The 16,021-nt window shown below is 56.4% G+C and carries 16 protein-coding genes and 5 tRNA genes; 9 read left to right on the top strand and 12 right to left on the bottom strand.

Features of this window, described 5'->3' with window-relative positions; translation table 11 throughout:
• Positions 1-2: 2 nt before the first annotated feature.
• From modB to L6R44_RS16315, 3 genes are all read right to left on the bottom strand, one after another.
• Entirely contained in the window at positions 3-692 is a 690-nt protein-coding gene (modB, locus tag L6R44_RS16325) for a molybdate ABC transporter permease subunit (protein ID WP_237424781.1), read from the bottom strand.
• Positions 692-1,465, bottom strand: coding sequence for a molybdate ABC transporter substrate-binding protein (modA, locus tag L6R44_RS16320; protein WP_032638958.1), 774 nt, complete (start codon positions 1,463-1,465; stop codon positions 692-694). Before modA ends, modB begins: the two co-directional genes overlap by 1 nt.
• A 178-nt stretch (positions 1,466-1,643) precedes the next feature.
• Complete coding sequence (locus L6R44_RS16315; RefSeq protein ID WP_032638956.1) at positions 1,644-1,793, bottom strand: AcrZ family multidrug efflux pump-associated protein; 150 nt, start codon at positions 1,791-1,793, stop codon at positions 1,644-1,646.
• Positions 1,794-1,920: 127 nt separating this feature from the next.
• On the opposite strand from L6R44_RS16315, the gene modE reads away from it, so the two are divergent.
• The 7 genes from modE (at position 1,921) to gpmA (ending at position 9,740) form a co-directional block, all read left to right on the top strand.
• Positions 1,921-2,709 carry a molybdenum-dependent transcriptional regulator gene (gene modE / locus L6R44_RS16310; protein WP_032638955.1) on the top strand — a complete coding sequence of 263 codons (789 nt, stop codon included), beginning with the start codon at positions 1,921-1,923 and terminating at the stop codon, positions 2,707-2,709.
• 67 nt (positions 2,710-2,776) lie between these two features.
• Positions 2,777-4,249, top strand: a complete 1,473-nt coding sequence (gene modF, locus L6R44_RS16305; protein ID WP_237424780.1) for a molybdate ABC transporter ATP-binding protein ModF — start codon at positions 2,777-2,779, stop codon at positions 4,247-4,249.
• A 201-nt stretch (positions 4,250-4,450) separates the two neighbouring features.
• A complete protein-coding gene (galE, locus tag L6R44_RS16300) occupies positions 4,451-5,467 on the top strand; it encodes a UDP-glucose 4-epimerase GalE (protein ID WP_032638951.1) in 1,017 nt (338 codons plus the stop codon).
• Positions 5,468-5,476: 9 nt separating this feature from the next.
• The gene (galT, locus tag L6R44_RS16295; protein WP_237424779.1) at positions 5,477-6,523 is read left to right on the top strand and encodes a galactose-1-phosphate uridylyltransferase; all 1,047 of its coding nucleotides are present in this window, start codon (positions 5,477-5,479) and stop codon (positions 6,521-6,523) included.
• A gap of 3 nt (positions 6,524-6,526) precedes the next feature.
• The gene (gene galK, locus L6R44_RS16290; RefSeq protein WP_237424778.1) at positions 6,527-7,675 is read left to right on the top strand and encodes a galactokinase; all 1,149 of its coding nucleotides are present in this window, start codon (positions 6,527-6,529) and stop codon (positions 7,673-7,675) included.
• Complete coding sequence (gene galM / locus L6R44_RS16285) at positions 7,669-8,712, top strand: galactose-1-epimerase (RefSeq protein WP_237424777.1); 1,044 nt, start codon at positions 7,669-7,671, stop codon at positions 8,710-8,712. Before galK ends, galM begins: the two co-directional genes overlap by 7 nt.
• Before the next feature lie 275 nt (positions 8,713-8,987).
• Complete coding sequence (gene gpmA, locus L6R44_RS16280) at positions 8,988-9,740, top strand: 2,3-diphosphoglycerate-dependent phosphoglycerate mutase (RefSeq protein ID WP_237424776.1); 753 nt, start codon at positions 8,988-8,990, stop codon at positions 9,738-9,740.
• Positions 9,741-9,801: 61 nt separating this feature from the next.
• On the opposite strand, the gene aroG is transcribed toward gpmA, so the two are convergent.
• Complete coding sequence (gene aroG / locus L6R44_RS16275) at positions 9,802-10,854, bottom strand: 3-deoxy-7-phosphoheptulonate synthase AroG (RefSeq protein ID WP_237424775.1); 1,053 nt, start codon at positions 10,852-10,854, stop codon at positions 9,802-9,804.
• Between the two features lie 303 nt (positions 10,855-11,157).
• Between aroG and L6R44_RS16270 the strand changes: the two genes are divergently transcribed.
• Both L6R44_RS16270 and zitB read left to right on the top strand, forming a co-directional pair.
• A complete protein-coding gene (locus L6R44_RS16270; protein ID WP_237424844.1) occupies positions 11,158-11,538 on the top strand; it encodes a YbgS-like family protein in 381 nt (126 codons plus the stop codon).
• A 108-nt stretch (positions 11,539-11,646) separates the two neighbouring features.
• Positions 11,647-12,585 carry a CDF family zinc transporter ZitB gene (gene zitB / locus L6R44_RS16265; protein WP_237424774.1) on the top strand — a complete coding sequence of 313 codons (939 nt, stop codon included), beginning with the start codon at positions 11,647-11,649 and terminating at the stop codon, positions 12,583-12,585.
• Here the strand turns inward: zitB and pnuC are convergent.
• From pnuC to cpoB, 8 genes are all read right to left on the bottom strand, one after another.
• Positions 12,582-13,301: a nicotinamide riboside transporter PnuC gene (pnuC, locus tag L6R44_RS16260; RefSeq protein WP_032638937.1), complete on the bottom strand. Its 720-nt coding sequence runs from the start codon at positions 13,299-13,301 to the stop codon at positions 12,582-12,584. The two genes, zitB and pnuC, sit on opposite strands and share 4 nt — an antisense overlap.
• A gap of 22 nt (positions 13,302-13,323) precedes the next feature.
• Positions 13,324-14,367: a quinolinate synthase NadA gene (nadA, locus tag L6R44_RS16255; protein ID WP_237424773.1), complete on the bottom strand. Its 1,044-nt coding sequence runs from the start codon at positions 14,365-14,367 to the stop codon at positions 13,324-13,326.
• Between the two features lie 222 nt (positions 14,368-14,589).
• Positions 14,590-14,665, bottom strand: a tRNA-Lys gene (locus tag L6R44_RS16250).
• A 23-nt stretch (positions 14,666-14,688) separates the two neighbouring features.
• Positions 14,689-14,764, bottom strand: a tRNA-Lys gene (locus L6R44_RS16245).
• Positions 14,765-14,810: 46 nt separating this feature from the next.
• Positions 14,811-14,886, bottom strand: a tRNA-Lys gene (locus L6R44_RS16240).
• Positions 14,887-14,889: 3 nt separating this feature from the next.
• Positions 14,890-14,965, bottom strand: a tRNA-Val gene (locus tag L6R44_RS16235).
• A gap of 27 nt (positions 14,966-14,992) precedes the next feature.
• Positions 14,993-15,068, bottom strand: a tRNA-Lys gene (locus L6R44_RS16230).
• 161 nt (positions 15,069-15,229) lie between these two features.
• On the bottom strand, positions 15,230-16,021 hold the full coding sequence (cpoB, locus tag L6R44_RS16225) for a cell division protein CpoB (protein WP_237424772.1): 792 nt from the start codon (positions 16,019-16,021) through the stop codon (positions 15,230-15,232).

Genomic DNA, 16,021 nt, shown 5'->3' with positions numbered 1-16,021 from the left:
GCTTATTTCCCCATCCGCTCGCGGCTCAGCCGCGCCAGCCATTCAGACACCAGCAGCGAGGCCAGGGCTAAGACGATCGAGATAATGCACAGCCGCGCCGCCGCGCCTTCTCCGCCGGGCGTTTGTATCAGCGTATACATGGCTGACGGAATCGTCCGCGTCTCGCCGGGAATGTTCGATACAAACGTGATGGTCGCGCCGAACTCGCCCAGCGAACGGGCGAAGGCCAGCACCGTACCAACAATAATACCGGGTAACGTCAGGGGTAGCGTGATGGTGAAAAAGACGCGCCAGCGCCCGGCACCGAGCGTGCGGGCCGCCTGTTCGAGCTTCATGTCCACCCCTTCCAGCGCGAGGCGGATCGCCCTCACCATCAGCGGGAATGACATCACCGCTGCCGCCAGTACCGCACCGCGCCAGCTAAAGGCGAACGTCAGCCCAAACCAGTCGTAAAGCTTCTCGCCGATAAAGCCGCGTCGCCCCATCGAAATCAGCAGCAGGTAACCGACCACCACGGGCGGCAGAACGAGCGGAAGATGAAGCACGCTGTCGAGCAGCGCTTTGCCGGGAAACCGGCAGCGAACCAGTAACCAGGCAAAGACGATCCCAAAGGGCAAACTCAGCGCAACCGCCAGGGAAGAGACTTTAAGGCTCAGCAGAACTGCCTGCCATTCAGGATCGGTCAATATCATCAGTGAGTCGTAAATCCGTAACGTTTAAAGATTGCGGACGCTTCCGGCCCCTTCAGGTAATCGCGGAAGGCCGTCACGGTCGCATTTTTATGTCCATCAACAATCGCAACAGGATATTCCACTTTCTTATGGGAGTCTTCCGGGAACGTTGCCACCACTTTCACGCCCTTGCTGGCAACGGCATCAGAGCCATACACAATGCCCAGCGGGGCTTCGTTGCGTTCCACCAGCGCTAGCGCGCCGCGGACATCTTCCGCCGGGGCCAGCTTCGGTGACAATGTCTCCCATGCCCCCAGCTTTTGCAGCGCTTCTTTGGCATAAATACCGGCCGGAACATGCTCCGGATCGCCCACCGCCAGACGGCCACCGTTGAGCAGGCTCGTCCAGTGAGTCTCTTTGTTGATGGTGAAGTCGGCCTGCGGGCTGGCCTTCGGCGCCACGACAACCAGGCTATTCCCCAGCAGCGTTTCGCGGGTTGCCGCATCAATCGATTTCTTCTCCACCGCGTAATCCATCCACTTCTGGTCAGCCGAAATGAACAGATCCGCCGGTGCACCCGCTTCTATCTGGCGCGCCAGCGTTGAGGAAGAGGCAAACGAGGAGACCACCTCGACGTTTTTCTCTTTTTTATACGCCGCCGCGATATCCTGCAGCGCGTTGGTCAGCGACGCCGCCGCAAAGACCGTGATTTTACCGTCGTCCGCCAGCGCGTGTCCGGTAAGTGAAAGCGTCAGCGTTGCCCCTGCGAAAAGGCGTACCCATGAACGTGCCATCTGTAACTCCTGTGAGTAGCGTTATATACATATTAATATAACGATAACGTCAGGGAGATCCCAGCGTTAAATCGTACCGCTGAAGAGGTAAACCGGCGTGATGCCTAAAATATTATCGGCGAAAATGCGGGAAACTTGAGAGCAAAACGCCCGGGCTGTCCGGGCGTTCTGGAGGGAATCAATGCTGCTTTTTAGGCTGGTCTTTGTGACCAATGTTCGAAAAGAGGTTGAACACTTCACCCAGGCCGTAGATGGCACCGAGGATGATGGCCATCACTACTGGTACCATGATCACGGCGAATACCAGACTTTTCAACAACTCTAACATGGTTTTCTCCAGATATTGTGAATAGCTTATTCTACCCTTTCAGGTGAGAAAAACATCCCCTTTTGTGCGGTACCCTTTGCGCCCTGCGCCATTTGGGTCACAATACTCTTTTTGCCAGGATACCGTTATGCAGGCCGAAATTCTCCTCACACTCCGACTCCAGCAAAAGCTTTTCGCCGACCCGCGACGTATCGCCCTGCTTAAACAAATAGAACAAACGGGCTCGATTAGCCAGGGGGCAAAGAATGCAGGCATCAGCTACAAAAGCGCCTGGGATGCCATCAACGAGATGAACACCCTCAGCGAACAGCCGCTGGTGGACAGAGCCACGGGCGGCAAGGGCGGCGGCGGTGCGATCGTCACGCGTTACGGCCAGCGTCTCATTCAGCTTTACGATCTGCTGGCCCAGATCCAGCAAAAAGCGTTTGACGCGTTGAGCGACGACGATAGCGTGCCGCTGGACAGTTTGCTGGCGGCCATTTCCCGCTTCTCGCTGCAAACCAGCGCCCGTAACCAGTGGTTTGGGACGGTGACGGCGCGCGATAATCTGCAGGTCCAGCAGCATATTGAGATCCTGCTCGCCGATGGCACCACCCGTCTGAAAGCCGCCATCACGGCGCAGAGCGCAGAACGTCTTGGTCTGGATGAAGGTAAAGAGGTACTGGCGCTCGTGAAAGCGCCGTGGGTGAACATCACGCGCGATCCCGACAGCGCAAAGGCAGCCGATAACCAGCTACGGGCCGCAATCGGCCATATCGAACGCGGCCAGGCACAGTGCGAAGTGCTGATGACCCTGGCAGACGGACAACGGCTTTGCGCGACGATCCCGCTTAGCGAAGCGGAGGGCCTGGAAGAAGGTATGATTGTTACCGCCTGGTTCAACGCGGACCGGGTGATTATCGCCACATTGTGCTGAGCGCATTGACAATCGCGCCGACAGTGCGTATCCCTGATATCTATTGCTGCAAAAACAGGGATAAATCATGTCATCATTGCATATTTCGCAAGGCACGTTTCGTCTTAGCGATACAAAAACGCTGACGATTGCCGATTTGACGATACGCGCGGGTGAAAGCTGGGCGTTTGTCGGCACTAACGGCAGCGGTAAATCCGCGCTGGCCCGCGCGCTGGCCGGAGAGCTCCCCCTCCTCAAGGGCGAATACCAGAGCGACTTTACGCGCCTGACGCGCCTGTCCTTTGAACAGCTGCAAAAGCTGGTAAGCGACGAGTGGCAGCGCAATAACACCGATTTACTCAGCCCTGGCGAAGACGATACCGGCCGCACGACGGCGGAAATTATTCAGGATGAGGTGAAAGATCCTGCCCGCTGTCAGCGCCTGGCGGAACGGTTCGGCATCACCACACTGCTGAACCGGCGCTTTAAATACCTCTCTACCGGCGAAACGCGAAAAACGCTGCTCTGTCAGGCGCTGATGAGCGAGCCCGAACTGCTTATCCTCGACGAACCGTTTGACGGCCTTGACGTGCAGTCCCGTGCGCAGCTGGCGGCCCTGCTGGCGTCGCTTAATCAGCAGGGATATACCCTGGTTTTGGTGCTTAACCGCTTCGATGAAATTCCGGACTTTATTCAGCACGCAGGCGTACTGGCCGACTGTAGCCTGACCGAGACCGGTGAAAAAACCGCGCTCCTTCAGCAGGCGCTCATTGCCCAGCTTGCGCACAGCGAACGGCTCGACGGAATTGCCCTTCCGGAACCTGACGCTCCGTCGGCGCGCCATGCGCTCGCTCCCCACCAGCCGCGCATCGTGCTGCGGGATGGGATTGTCTCTTATGACGATCGTCCGATCCTCAATCGCCTCAGCTGGACGGTCAATCCCGGCGAGCACTGGCAGATTGTTGGCCCCAACGGCGCGGGAAAATCCACGCTGCTGAGCCTGGTAACCGGCGATCACCCGCAGGGCTATAGCAACGATCTCACGCTGTTTGGCCGCCGTCGCGGCAGCGGCGAAACCATCTGGGATATCAAAAAGCATATCGGCTACGTCAGCAGCAGCCTGCATCTGGATTACCGGGTCAGCACCACGGTACGCAACGCGATCCTCTCCGGATATTTTGATTCCATCGGTATTTATCAGGCGGTATCGGACAAACAGCACAAGCTGGCCCAGCAGTGGCTGGATATCCTGGGCATGGACAGCCGGGTCGCTGACGCGCCGTTTCATAGCCTGTCGTGGGGGCAGCAGCGCCTGGCCCTGATCGTTCGCGCGCTGGTGAAACACCCTACGCTGCTGATCCTCGACGAACCGCTGCAGGGACTCGATCCGCTGAACCGACAGCTCATCCGCCGCTTTGTGGACGTGCTGATTAGCGAAGGCGAAACGCAGCTGCTGTTTGTTTCACACCATGCCGAAGATGCTCCCTCCTGTATCACCCATCGACTTGAGTTTGTTGCGGACGGTGAACGCTATCACTATCGGCAAAGCAAAATCGATTAATCCCGGGAGGGCACTGCCCTCCGTTTTTCAGATAACCTGCACTAAGACATTGCTATCCCGTTGATCTACAATGCCTCATGGCCGCTGAAAATCGGATTTTAAAAACAGTGTAAACGATTCCACTATTTTATCCCGTGTCACACTTTTCACGTCTCTGTTATGCTATGGTTATTACATACCATAAGCCCAATGGAGCGAATTATGCGAGTTCTGGTAACAGGTGGTAGCGGTTACATCGGAAGTCATACCTGCGTGCAGCTGCTGCAAAACGGTCATGACGTCATCATTCTCGACAACCTGTGCAACAGCAAGCGCAGCGTGCTGCCGGTGATTGAACGTCTTGGCGGTAAACAGCCCACCTTCGTGGAAGGCGACATCCGCAACGAAGCGCTGATGACCGAGATCCTTCACGACCACGCCATCGAAGCGGTGATCCACTTCGCGGGTCTGAAAGCGGTCGGTGAATCCGTTGCGAAGCCGCTTGAGTATTACGATAACAACGTCAACGGTACCCTGCGTCTCATCTCCGCCATGCGTGCGGCGAACGTCAAAAACTTCATCTTTAGCTCCTCCGCCACCGTCTACGGCGATCAGCCCAAAATCCCTTACGTTGAGAGCTTCCCGACCGGGACGCCGCAAAGCCCGTACGGCAAAAGCAAGCTGATGGTGGAGCAGATCCTGACCGACCTGCAAAAAGCGCAGCCGGAGTGGAGCATCGCCCTGCTGCGCTACTTCAACCCGGTCGGCGCCCATCCGTCTGGCGACATGGGTGAAGATCCGCAGGGCATTCCGAACAACCTTATGCCGTATATCGCCCAGGTGGCGGTAGGCCGTCGCGAGTCGCTGGCGATTTTTGGCAATGACTACCCGACCGAAGACGGCACCGGCGTGCGCGACTACATCCACGTGATGGATCTGGCCGACGGTCACGTGGCGGCCATGCAGCAGCTGGCGGATAAACCCGGCGTGCATATTTACAACCTCGGCGCCGGGGTAGGCAGCAGCGTGCTGGACGTGGTCAATGCCTTCAGCAAAGCCTGCGGTAAGCCGGTGAGCTACCACTTCGCCCCGCGTCGTGATGGCGACCTGCCCGCTTACTGGGCCGACGCCACCAAAGCCGACAAAGAGCTTAACTGGCGTGTCACGCGCACGCTTGATGAAATGGCACAAGATACCTGGCACTGGCAGTCACGCCATCCGCAAGGCTATCCGGACTAAGGATCCGTCATGACGCAATTTAATCCCGTCGATCACCCGCATCGTCGTTTTAACCCGCTAAGCGGGCAATGGATTTTGGTTTCTCCGCATCGCGCCAAGCGTCCCTGGCAGGGGGCGCAGGAGACGCCTGCAAAACAGACGCTGCCACAGCACGACCCGGACTGCTTCCTGTGTCCGGGCAACACGCGCGTCACCGGAGATAAAAACCCGGACTACAAAGGCACCTTCGTTTTCACCAACGATTTTGCCGCCCTGATGACCGACACGCCGGACGCGCCGGAAAACCACGATCCGCTGATGCGCTGCGAAAGCGCGCGCGGTACCAGCCGCGTGATCTGCTTCTCGCCCGATCACAGCAAAACGCTGCCAGAGCTGAGCGTTGAGGCGCTGAAAGAGGTGGTCAACACCTGGCAGACGCAAACCGCCGAGCTGGGGCAGACCTATCCATGGGTTCAGGTGTTCGAAAATAAAGGTGCGGCCATGGGCTGTTCTAACCCACACCCGCACGGCCAGATCTGGGCGAACAGCTTCCTGCCCAACGAAGCCGAGCGTGAAGACCGTCTGCAGAGAGCGTATTACGCGGAAAACGGTTCGCCGATGCTGGTGGACTACACCCAGCGCGAGCTGGCCGACGGCAGCCGCACCGTGGTGGAAACCGAACACTGGCTGGCCGTCGTCCCCTACTGGGCTGCCTGGCCGTTTGAAACGCTGCTGCTGCCTAAAGCGCACGTGCAGCGCATCACCGATCTCAGCGACGCGCAGCGCGACGACCTTGCCCTGGCGCTGAAAAAGCTGACCAGCCGTTACGATAACCTGTTCCAGTGCTCCTTCCCGTATTCCATGGGCTGGCACGGCGCACCGTTTAACGGTGAAGAGAATCCACACTGGCAGCTGCACGCCCATTTCTATCCGCCGCTGCTGCGCTCTGCGACGGTACGTAAATTTATGGTGGGCTATGAAATGCTGGCGGAAACCCAGCGTGACCTGACGGCGGAACAGGCGGCAGAACGTCTGCGTGCCGTTAGCGACGTCCACTATCGCGAATCAGGAGTCTAAAAAATGAGTCTGAAAGATAAAACACAATCCCTGTTTGCTGAGAAATTTGGCTACCCTGCCACCCACGTTATCCAGGCGCCCGGCCGCGTTAACCTGATTGGTGAACACACCGACTATAACGACGGTTTCGTGCTGCCGTGCGCTATTGATTACCAGACCGTCATCAGCTGTGCAAAGCGCGACGACCGTAAGGTCCGCGTGATTGCGGTGGATTATGGTAACGAAACCGACGAGTTTTCCCTCGATGCGCCAATCGTGACGCACGACAGCCAGCAGTGGTCTAACTACGTGCGCGGCGTGGTGAAGCATCTGCAGAAGCGTAACAAGAACTTTGGCGGTGCGGATTTAGCGATCAGCGGCAACGTGCCGCAGGGGGCGGGCTTAAGCTCCTCTGCGTCGCTGGAAGTCGCCGTTGGCACCGTGTTCCAGCAGCTTTATCATCTGCCGCTGGACGGCGCGCAAATCGCCCTGAATGGTCAGGAAGCAGAAAACCAGTTCGTGGGGTGTAACTGCGGCATTATGGACCAGCTGATCTCCGCGTTGGGCAAAAAAGAGCATGCCCTGTTAATTGATTGCCGCTCTCTTGGCACCAAAGCCGTTCCCCTGCCAAAAGGCGCGGCTGTGGTGATTATCAACAGCAACTTTAAGCGCACGCTGGTGGGCAGCGAATACAACACCCGCCGCGAGCAGTGCGAAACCGGTGCCCGCTTCTTCCAGCAGCCTGCCCTGCGCGACGTATCGCTCAATGAATTTAACAAAGTGGCGCACGAGCTGGATCCGGTCGTCGCCAAACGCGTTCGTCACGTGCTGACGGAAAACGCCCGTACCGTTGAAGCCGCATCCGCTCTGGCGAAAGGTGACCTGAAACGCATGGGTGAGCTGATGGCGGAATCCCACGCCTCCATGCGCGATGATTTTGAAATCACCGTTCCGCAGATCGATACCCTGGTGGACATCGTTAAAGCCACCATCGGCGACAAAGGCGGCGTGCGCATGACGGGCGGCGGTTTTGGCGGCTGCATCGTTGCGCTGGTGCCTGAAGAGCTGGTCCCTGCCGTACAGGATGCCGTGGCGAAACAGTACGAAGATAAAACGGGCATCAAAGAAACCTTCTACGTGTGTAAAGCATCACAAGGAGCCGGACAGTGCTAAACGAAACGCCTACCCTCGCACCGGATGGTCTACCGTATCGCCTGTTAACCCTGCGCAACAGCGCGGGGATGGTCGTTACGGTGATGGACTGGGGTGCAACCCTTCTTTCAGCCCGCGTACCGATGCCGGACGGCAGCGTGCGCGAGACCCTGCTCGGCTGCGCCTCGCCCGAGCAGTATGTCAATCAGTCCGCCTATCTGGGCGCGTCCGTTGGACGCTATGCTAACCGCATCGCGAAGAGCCGTTTTGAACTCGACGGCGTGCAGTACAGCCTGCTTTCAAGCCAGGGGGAAAACCAGCTGCACGGCGGACCGGAAGGGTTTGATAAACGCCGCTGGAAAATTGTCCGCCAAAACGACAGCGAAGCGGTGTTCTCGCTGGATTCGCTCGATGGCGATCAGGGGTTCCCGGGTAATCTTATCGCCACCGCGCGCTTTACGCTGACGGACGATAACCGTATCGCCATTGAATACCGTGCGACGGTCGACAAACCGTGTCCGGTCAACCTGACCAATCACGCGTACTTTAATCTGGACGGTAGCCAGTGCGACGTGCGTGAGCACAAGCTGCAGATCCTGGCGGATGCGTATCTGCCGGTTGACGAGATGGGCATTCCTTATCAGGGCCTTAAAGACGTAAGCGGCACCAGCTTCGACTTCCGCAATGCAAAAGCTATCGCCAGGGATTTCCTGAGCGATGACGATCAGCGCAGGGTGAAAGGCTACGACCACGCTTTCCTGCTGCAGGCCAAAGGCGATGTGAAACAGCCTGCCGCGCAGGTCTGGTCCGCGGACGAGAAGCTGCAGATGACGGTATATACCACCGCCCCTGCCCTGCAGTTTTACTCCGGCAACTACCTCGGCGGCACGACGGCGCGCGAACACGATGAATACAGCGACTGGCAGGGCCTGGCGCTGGAGAGCGAGTTCCTGCCGGACAGCCCGAACCACCCGGAATGGCCGCAGCCGGACTGCGTGCTGCGCCCGGGTGAAGAGTACGTGAGCGTCACCGAGTACCATTTCATTCCGCACGCTTAACGCCCGGCGGCGCCGCGCTTGCACGGGCCTAAGAATGCAGGCCGGATAAGCGCAGCACCCTCCGGAAAAAACGCCAGCCCTCACCACGAGGGCTTTTTTCTGCGCCCCTTGCTGAAAATAGCGCCGATCGCAGACAAAATCATAACCGGGGATTCACAAGCATCTTACACTCAGAGACTATTTTCGCTATGGTTAGGGTTAAGCGTTGCTGGTGGCGTGGCCACAGCAATATAATGAGAATTGTTATCATTCTAAAAATGCTTGAGGAGTAAGAGATGGCTATTACTAAGCTGGTCCTGGTGCGTCACGGCGAAAGCCAGTGGAACAACGAAAACCGCTTTACCGGTTGGTACGATGTTGATCTGTCCGAGAAAGGCGTAAGCGAAGCAAAAGCAGCAGGTAAACTGCTTAAGGAAGAAGGCTTCAGCTTTGATTTTGCTTACACCTCTGTGCTGAAACGTGCCATCCACACCCTGTGGAACGTGCTGGACGAACTGGATCAGGCCTGGCTGCCGGTTGAGAAATCCTGGAAGCTGAACGAACGTCACTACGGTGCGCTGCAGGGCCTGAACAAAGCGGAAACCGCTGAGAAATACGGCGACGAGCAGGTTAAACAGTGGCGTCGCGGCTTCGCAATCACCCCGCCAGAGCTGACCAAAGATGACGAGCGCTACCCGGGCCACGATCCGCGTTACGCGAAGCTGACCGACGCCGAGCTGCCAACCACCGAAAGCCTGGCGCTGACCATCGATCGCGTTGTGCCTTACTGGAACGAAACCATTCTGCCGCGCCTGAAAAGCGGCGAGCGCGTGATTATCGCCGCTCACGGCAACTCCCTGCGTGCGCTGGTGAAATACCTGGACAACATGGGTGAAGACGAAATTCTCGAGCTGAACATCCCAACCGGCGTACCGCTGGTGTATGAGTTCGACGAGAACTTCAAGCCAATCAAACACTACTACCTGGGTAACGCGGACGAAATCGCGGCGAAAGCAGCGGCCGTTGCGAACCAGGGTAAAGCGAAGTAATTTTCGCTGACCATAAAAAAAGCGCGGAGCCTTCCGCGCTTTTTTATTTGTGCCTGAGCATTCAGCCGCGACGCGCTTTAACCGCATTCGCCAGCTGGCGCAGGAGGGCGTCGGTATCGTCCCAGCCGATGCAGGCATCGGTGACGCTTTTGCCGTACACCAGCGTCTCGCTGCCTTCCAGGTTCTGGTTACCTTCAACCAGGTGGCTTTCGATCATCACCCCAATCACCGCCTTCTCGCCGCCGGCAATCTGCTGGCAGACGTCTGCGCCCACTTCCATCTGCTTTTTGAACTGCTTGCTGGAGTTGGCGTGGCTGAAATCGATCATCATCTGCGGCGACAGCCCGGCTTTCTCCAGCCCGACCTTCACTTCTGCCACATGTTTTGCACTGTAGTTTGGCTCTTTACCGCCGCGCAGAATGATATGGCAGTCACCGTTACCGCTGGTATTCACGATGGCGGAATGACCCCATTTGGTCACGGAGAGGAAGCAGTGCGGCGCACCCGCTGCGTTGATGGCGTCGATAGCCACCTTAATGGTACCGTCAGTGCCGTTCTTGAACCCTACCGGGCAAGAGAGGCCGGACGCCAGCTCGCGGTGAACCTGAGATTCAGTGGTGCGGGCACCAATTGCCCCCCAGCTCATCAGGTCTGCCAGATACTGCGGCGTAATCATGTCCAGGAACTCACCGGCCGCAGGCAGGCCGCTGTCGTTGATCTCCAGCAGCAGCTTGCGCGCAATGCGCAGGCCGTCGTTGATCTGGAAGCTGTTATCCATGTGCGGATCGTTAATCAGCCCTTTCCAGCCCACGGTGGTGCGCGGTTTTTCAAAGTAGACGCGCATGACGATTTCCAGCTCGTCCTTCAGCTCTTCACGCAGGGTGAGCAGACGGGCGGCGTACTCTTTCGCGGCGGCGGGATCGTGGATCGAGCATGGGCCAATCACCACCAGAAGACGATCGTCATTACCTTTCAGGATCTTATGGATCGCTTTACGAGCATGAGAAACCGTGTTTGCGGCATGTTCAGTGGCGGGGAATTTCTCAAGGAGCGCTACGGGAGGTAATAACTCGTTGATCTCTTTAATGCGTAAATCGTCGTTCTGATAATTCATTTTCTTTCCAGCTCTGCCATATCTTTAGTAATGAAAGCAATCCTTTCAATCTATCTTGTCGACCAGTAAGTGTAAACACGGTTTTACACTTCACGCAGATAATTCCTGGAATTCACCTAAAAATCGCCACAAAATAGCGAAAAACGAGATCTAACCTAAGCTTTTTAACTGTAACAACCACTTTTACATGCTTAAACGCGATTCCCTACTGACGTAAGTCCGTATGGCGGAATCTTTCGCCTCTGAAAAGATGCACTTTTGGAGAATGTTATCCAGCGTAACGACAAGAACAGGAGCACCATGATGAAAATGACAAAACTGGCAACCCTCTTTCTGACCGCCACACTCACTTTAGCCAGCGGCAGCGTCCTGGCCGCGGAAACGGGTACCTCAGACAGCAACGGTGATGCTAACGCAGCTGCGGCAGCAGGCCAGGTTGCCCCTGATGCGAAACAGAATATCGCCCCAAATAACGTCGACAACAGCCAAATCAATACCGGGAACACCAACACTGGCGGCACCATGATGCATCCCAACGGCGGCAGTTCCGGTACCATGAACCATGACAACATGAGTTCAGATGAGGTTCATAAGAACTCCATGTGCAAGGACGGCAAATGCCCGGACCCTAACGACAAAGTGGGTAGCGACGCCAATACCAAAACCGATGGTACGACCCAGTAACGGGTTCCGATCGGGAAACAAAAAGGAGAGCTCAGGCTCTCCTTTCTTTTTTGGAGTAACCTATTAAAAACGCTACACTAAAAACAATAACACATCAGGAAAGCAGACATGGCGCACTCCCATTCCCACTCGCACGCTCCCGGCAACGACAACGCAAAACGACTGCTGCTGGCCTTTGGCGTCACGGCAACGTTTATGATTATCGAGGTCATTGGCGGCCTTGTGTCCGGCTCTCTGGCGCTTCTGGCAGATGCCGGGCATATGCTGACCGATGCCGCCGCGCTGCTCTTCGCCCTGCTGGCCGTGCAGTTCGCGCGTCGGCCAGCGAACGCGCGCCATACCTTCGGCTGGCTGAGGCTGACCACCCTTGCCGCGTTTGTTAACGCCATCGCGCTGGTGGTCATTACGATCCTCATCGTCTGGGAGGCCGTACAGCGCTTCAGACACCCTCAGCCTATCGCCGGGGTAACAATGATGGTCATTGCGGTGGCGGGACTGCTGGCCAATATTCTGGCGTTCTGGATTTTGCATCGCGGTAGCGGGGAAAAGAACCTCAACGTGCGTGCGGCGGCCCTGCATGTGCTGGGTGATTTGCTCGGTTCAGTTGGGGCGATTGTCGCAGCGCTGGTGATCCTCTACACCGGCTGGACGCCTGTCGATCCGATTCTGTCCGTGCTGGTATCGTGTCTGGTCTTGCGCAGCGCCTGGCGGCTGCTGAAGGAGAGCGTCAATGAACTGCTTGAAGGGGCGCCTGCCTCCATGGACATCGACGAGCTGAAGCGTAACCTGCGCCGTTCAGTTCCGGAAGTGCGCAATGTTCATCATGTGCACGTCTGGCTGGTGGGTGAAAAACCGGTGATGACGCTGCATGTCCAGGTGATACCGCCCCACGACCACGATGCGCTGCTTGAACGCATCCAGCACTTTCTTGAGCATCACTACGACATCGGCCACGCCACCATCCAGATGGAGTATCAGCCCTGTAACGGTCCGGACTGCGGCCTTAACGAGGTGCAGCCCGGACATTCACATCACCATCACCACTAGCTGGAAAGCGCGTGGGAACCTCGCTCGCGCGCGCTGTTAATCCACATCCGGCTACCGTTGAGCGCGATGAAGGTCAGCAGCAGGTACTCCAGCGACATGGCATAGACGCCCTGTAGCGCGAAGATCGCTACGCTGATGACGTTGATAACGACCCACAGCAGCCAATTCTCAACGTATTTGCGGGTCATCAGGATCATCGCCGCAATCGACAGCACCATCATGCAGGAATCCCAGAACGGGAAGGCATCCGGCTGGAGCACAGGCATCGTCACGTTCAGGCCTAAACCGGACATGACCGACACCGCAACGCGGGTCAGGAACGCAAACACCGGGTTGATGTAGACGGTCATTAAGCCAATGGCGACCACGCAGGCAACAAACCAGGCGATGGCTTTCGGCAGGGGGAGCCAGCGGATCTGCAGCTCAGCTTCCTGCTGGCCGTTCTGACGCGACCACGCGTACCAGCCGTAAATATTGGCGGCGAAGAAAAACAGCTGCAAAAGCAGGCTGGCGTAAAGCTGGATCTGAAAGAAGATAATCGCAAAGAGCGTGACGTTAATCAGCCCGAATGCATAATTGCTAATCTTCTCCAGGCTTGCCAGCCAGATGCAGAGTAATCCCGCCAGCGTGCCGACGGCCTCAATCCATGACAGGTCATAGCCACCTGCACCAATCGGTATATGTACCAGAATGTTCTGCGTGCTAAAAAAATCCATCTTTTCCCCGGGACGTGTTGAATTAAGTACGTAGTGTAGCCGCAAAATCCAGCATGAGGTTAAGCGGAATTAACGCGCCTTCACGCAGAGCGGCATCCACGTGGATTTCATGCGCTGCGCCGCCTGTCTCCAGCCCTTCGGCAATGGCCTTCAGGCCGTTCATCGCCATCCACGGACAATGCGCACAGCTGCGGCACGTCGCGCCCTCGCCCGCCGTTGGCGCCTCAAGGAGCTCTTTCTCCGGCACGGCCTGCTGCATCTTGTAGAAAATACCGCGATCGGTCGCCACGATGAGCTGCCTGTTTGGCAGCGTTCTGGCTGCGTTGATAAGCTGGCTGGTTGATCCCACGGCATCCGCCATGTCGACAATCGACTGCGGTGACTCAGGGTGAACAAGAATGGCGGCGTCAGGGTACAGCGCCTTCATGCGTGCCAGCGCCTGGGTTTTGAACTCATCGTGCACAATGCAGGCACCCTGCCAGCAGAGGACGTCAGCGCCCGTCTGCTTCTGAACATAATTGCCGAGATGGCGGTCAGGTGCCCAGATAATTTTCTCGCCCAGGCTGTCCAGATGCTCAATCAGCTCAACGGCGATGCTGGAGGTCACGACCCAGTCTGCCCGCGCTTTTACCGCCGCGGAAGTGTTGGCGTAAACCACCACGGTCCGGTCAGGATGCGCGTCGCAGAAAGCCGTGAATTCATCAATCGGACAGCCGAGATCCAGCGAACACTCCGCATTAAGCGTGGGCATCAGAATGGTTTTTTCAGGGCTGAGGATCTTTGCCGTTTCGCCCATAAAACGCACGCCGGCGACGAGCAGAGTGGAAGCGGGATGTTTTGCACCGAAGCGCGCCATCTCCAGCGAGTCAGAAATACAGCCCCCCGTCTCTTCCGCCAGCTGCTGGATTTCCGGGTCGGTGTAGTAATGGGCTACCATCACCGCATCGCGCTCTTTGAGAAGACGTTTGATCTTCTCGCGGTAGAATTGCTTTTCATCAAGGCTCAGCGGGGCAGGCTTTGGCGGAAAGGGGTAGATTGCGGCTTCGGGATCAAACATCACGCTCATTATGGCTTCTCGTTTTACTGGCTTAACAATATTGCCTTTCTTTTGCCTGACATAGCAAAACGCATGGCAATTGTGTTTTGTATACTAAACAAGATAGCGAATATGAGAGAAAAAGTCACCGGAAATAGGTGCGGATAGCATTTGTCGGGTGGCGGCTTCGCCTTACCCGACCTACAAAAGCTCCAGATAGCAAAAAGGCGCCTTTAGGGCGCCTTTCTACACTGGTGGGTCGTGCAGGATTCGAACCTGCGACCAATTGATTAAAAGTCAACTGCTCTACCAACTGAGCTAACGACCCCTTGCGGGATTTTTTCTTCGAAGTGGTGGGTCGTGCAGGATTCGAACCTGCGACCAATTGATTAAAAGTCAACTGCTCTACCAACTGAGCTAACGACCCATTCGGGTGCTGACTTCGAAGATTTTTACTCGGTACCACTTTTAAGTGGTGGGTCGTGCAGGATTCGAACCTGCGACCAATTGATTAAAAGTCAACTGCTCTACCAACTGAGCTAACGACCCGAGTGGTGGGTGATGACGGGCTCGAACCGCCGACCCCCTCCGTGTAAAGGAGATGCTCTACCAACTGAGCTAATCACCCACTCTGTACTGCCGGAACTGCTTTAAGTGGTGGGTCGTGCAGGATTCGAACCTGCGACCAATTGATTAAAAGTCAACTGCTCTACCAACTGAGCTAACGACCCACTTTTACGCTGTTTTCACGTTGTTTGATATCCCGTGGCAACGGCGGCATATATTACTGATTTAAGAATTCAGCGCAACAAAAATTTCGATGAAGATCACTTAACTGCTTAGTAATCATGCTGCACGACCAGAAATAACGCGATTTCTGGTCATGCGATAATCATCCCATCGAATTCAGACGTTTTTGCGCCTGCTTAGCACCTTCGGTACCTGGGAATTTTGCGACCACCTGCTGATAAACCGCTTTGGCTTTCGCCGTATCGCCTTTGTCCTGCATGATGACGCCCACTTTGTACATCGCATCAGGCGCTTTCGGCGATTTCGGGTAATTTTTCACCACGGAGGCAAAATAAAACGCCGCATCGTCCTTTTTACCCTTGTTGTAATTCAGCTGACCGAGCCAGTAATTCGCATTCGGCTGGTAAGTGGAATCAGGGTATTTCTTAACAAAGCTCTGAAACGCAGCAATCGCGTCATCCTGACGAGATTGATCCTGTACCAGGGCAATGGCCGCATTGTAGTCCGTATTCGCGTCACCGCTCTGTACAGGCGCACCTGTTGAAGCAGACGCATCCGCAGCCGGAGCTGATGTTGCTGCACCGCTCTGATCGCCCGCGGCTGGCTGTGCTTGTGCTGCACCACCGCTGCTCAGGCTATCAATTTGCAGCAAAATCTGCTTCTGGCGCTCCACTACCTGGTTCAACTGATACTGGCTTTCCTGAATCTGACCGCGGAGAGAGTCAATATCATTCTGGTTGTCGGAAAGTTGTTGCTGGAGCTGGGTTAAAAGCTGGCTGTGAGCGTTAGAAATACGCTCGAGTTGAGTGACCCGGTCTTCTACCGAGCCTGAGCCGACACTACTGATTGGTGCCTGAGCAAAAGCGGCCCAGGGGGCCGCTATTCCAACCAGTAACGACAGACTCAACAGATGATGTCTGAAGTTACTGCTCAT

Source organism: Enterobacter cloacae complex sp. ECC445 (genome assembly GCF_021892025.1).
Lineage (GTDB): Bacteria > Pseudomonadota > Gammaproteobacteria > Enterobacterales > Enterobacteriaceae > Enterobacter > Enterobacter chengduensis.
The sequence above is the reverse complement of the archived record's forward strand: the minus strand, read 5'-3'. Positions and strand labels throughout refer to the sequence as shown.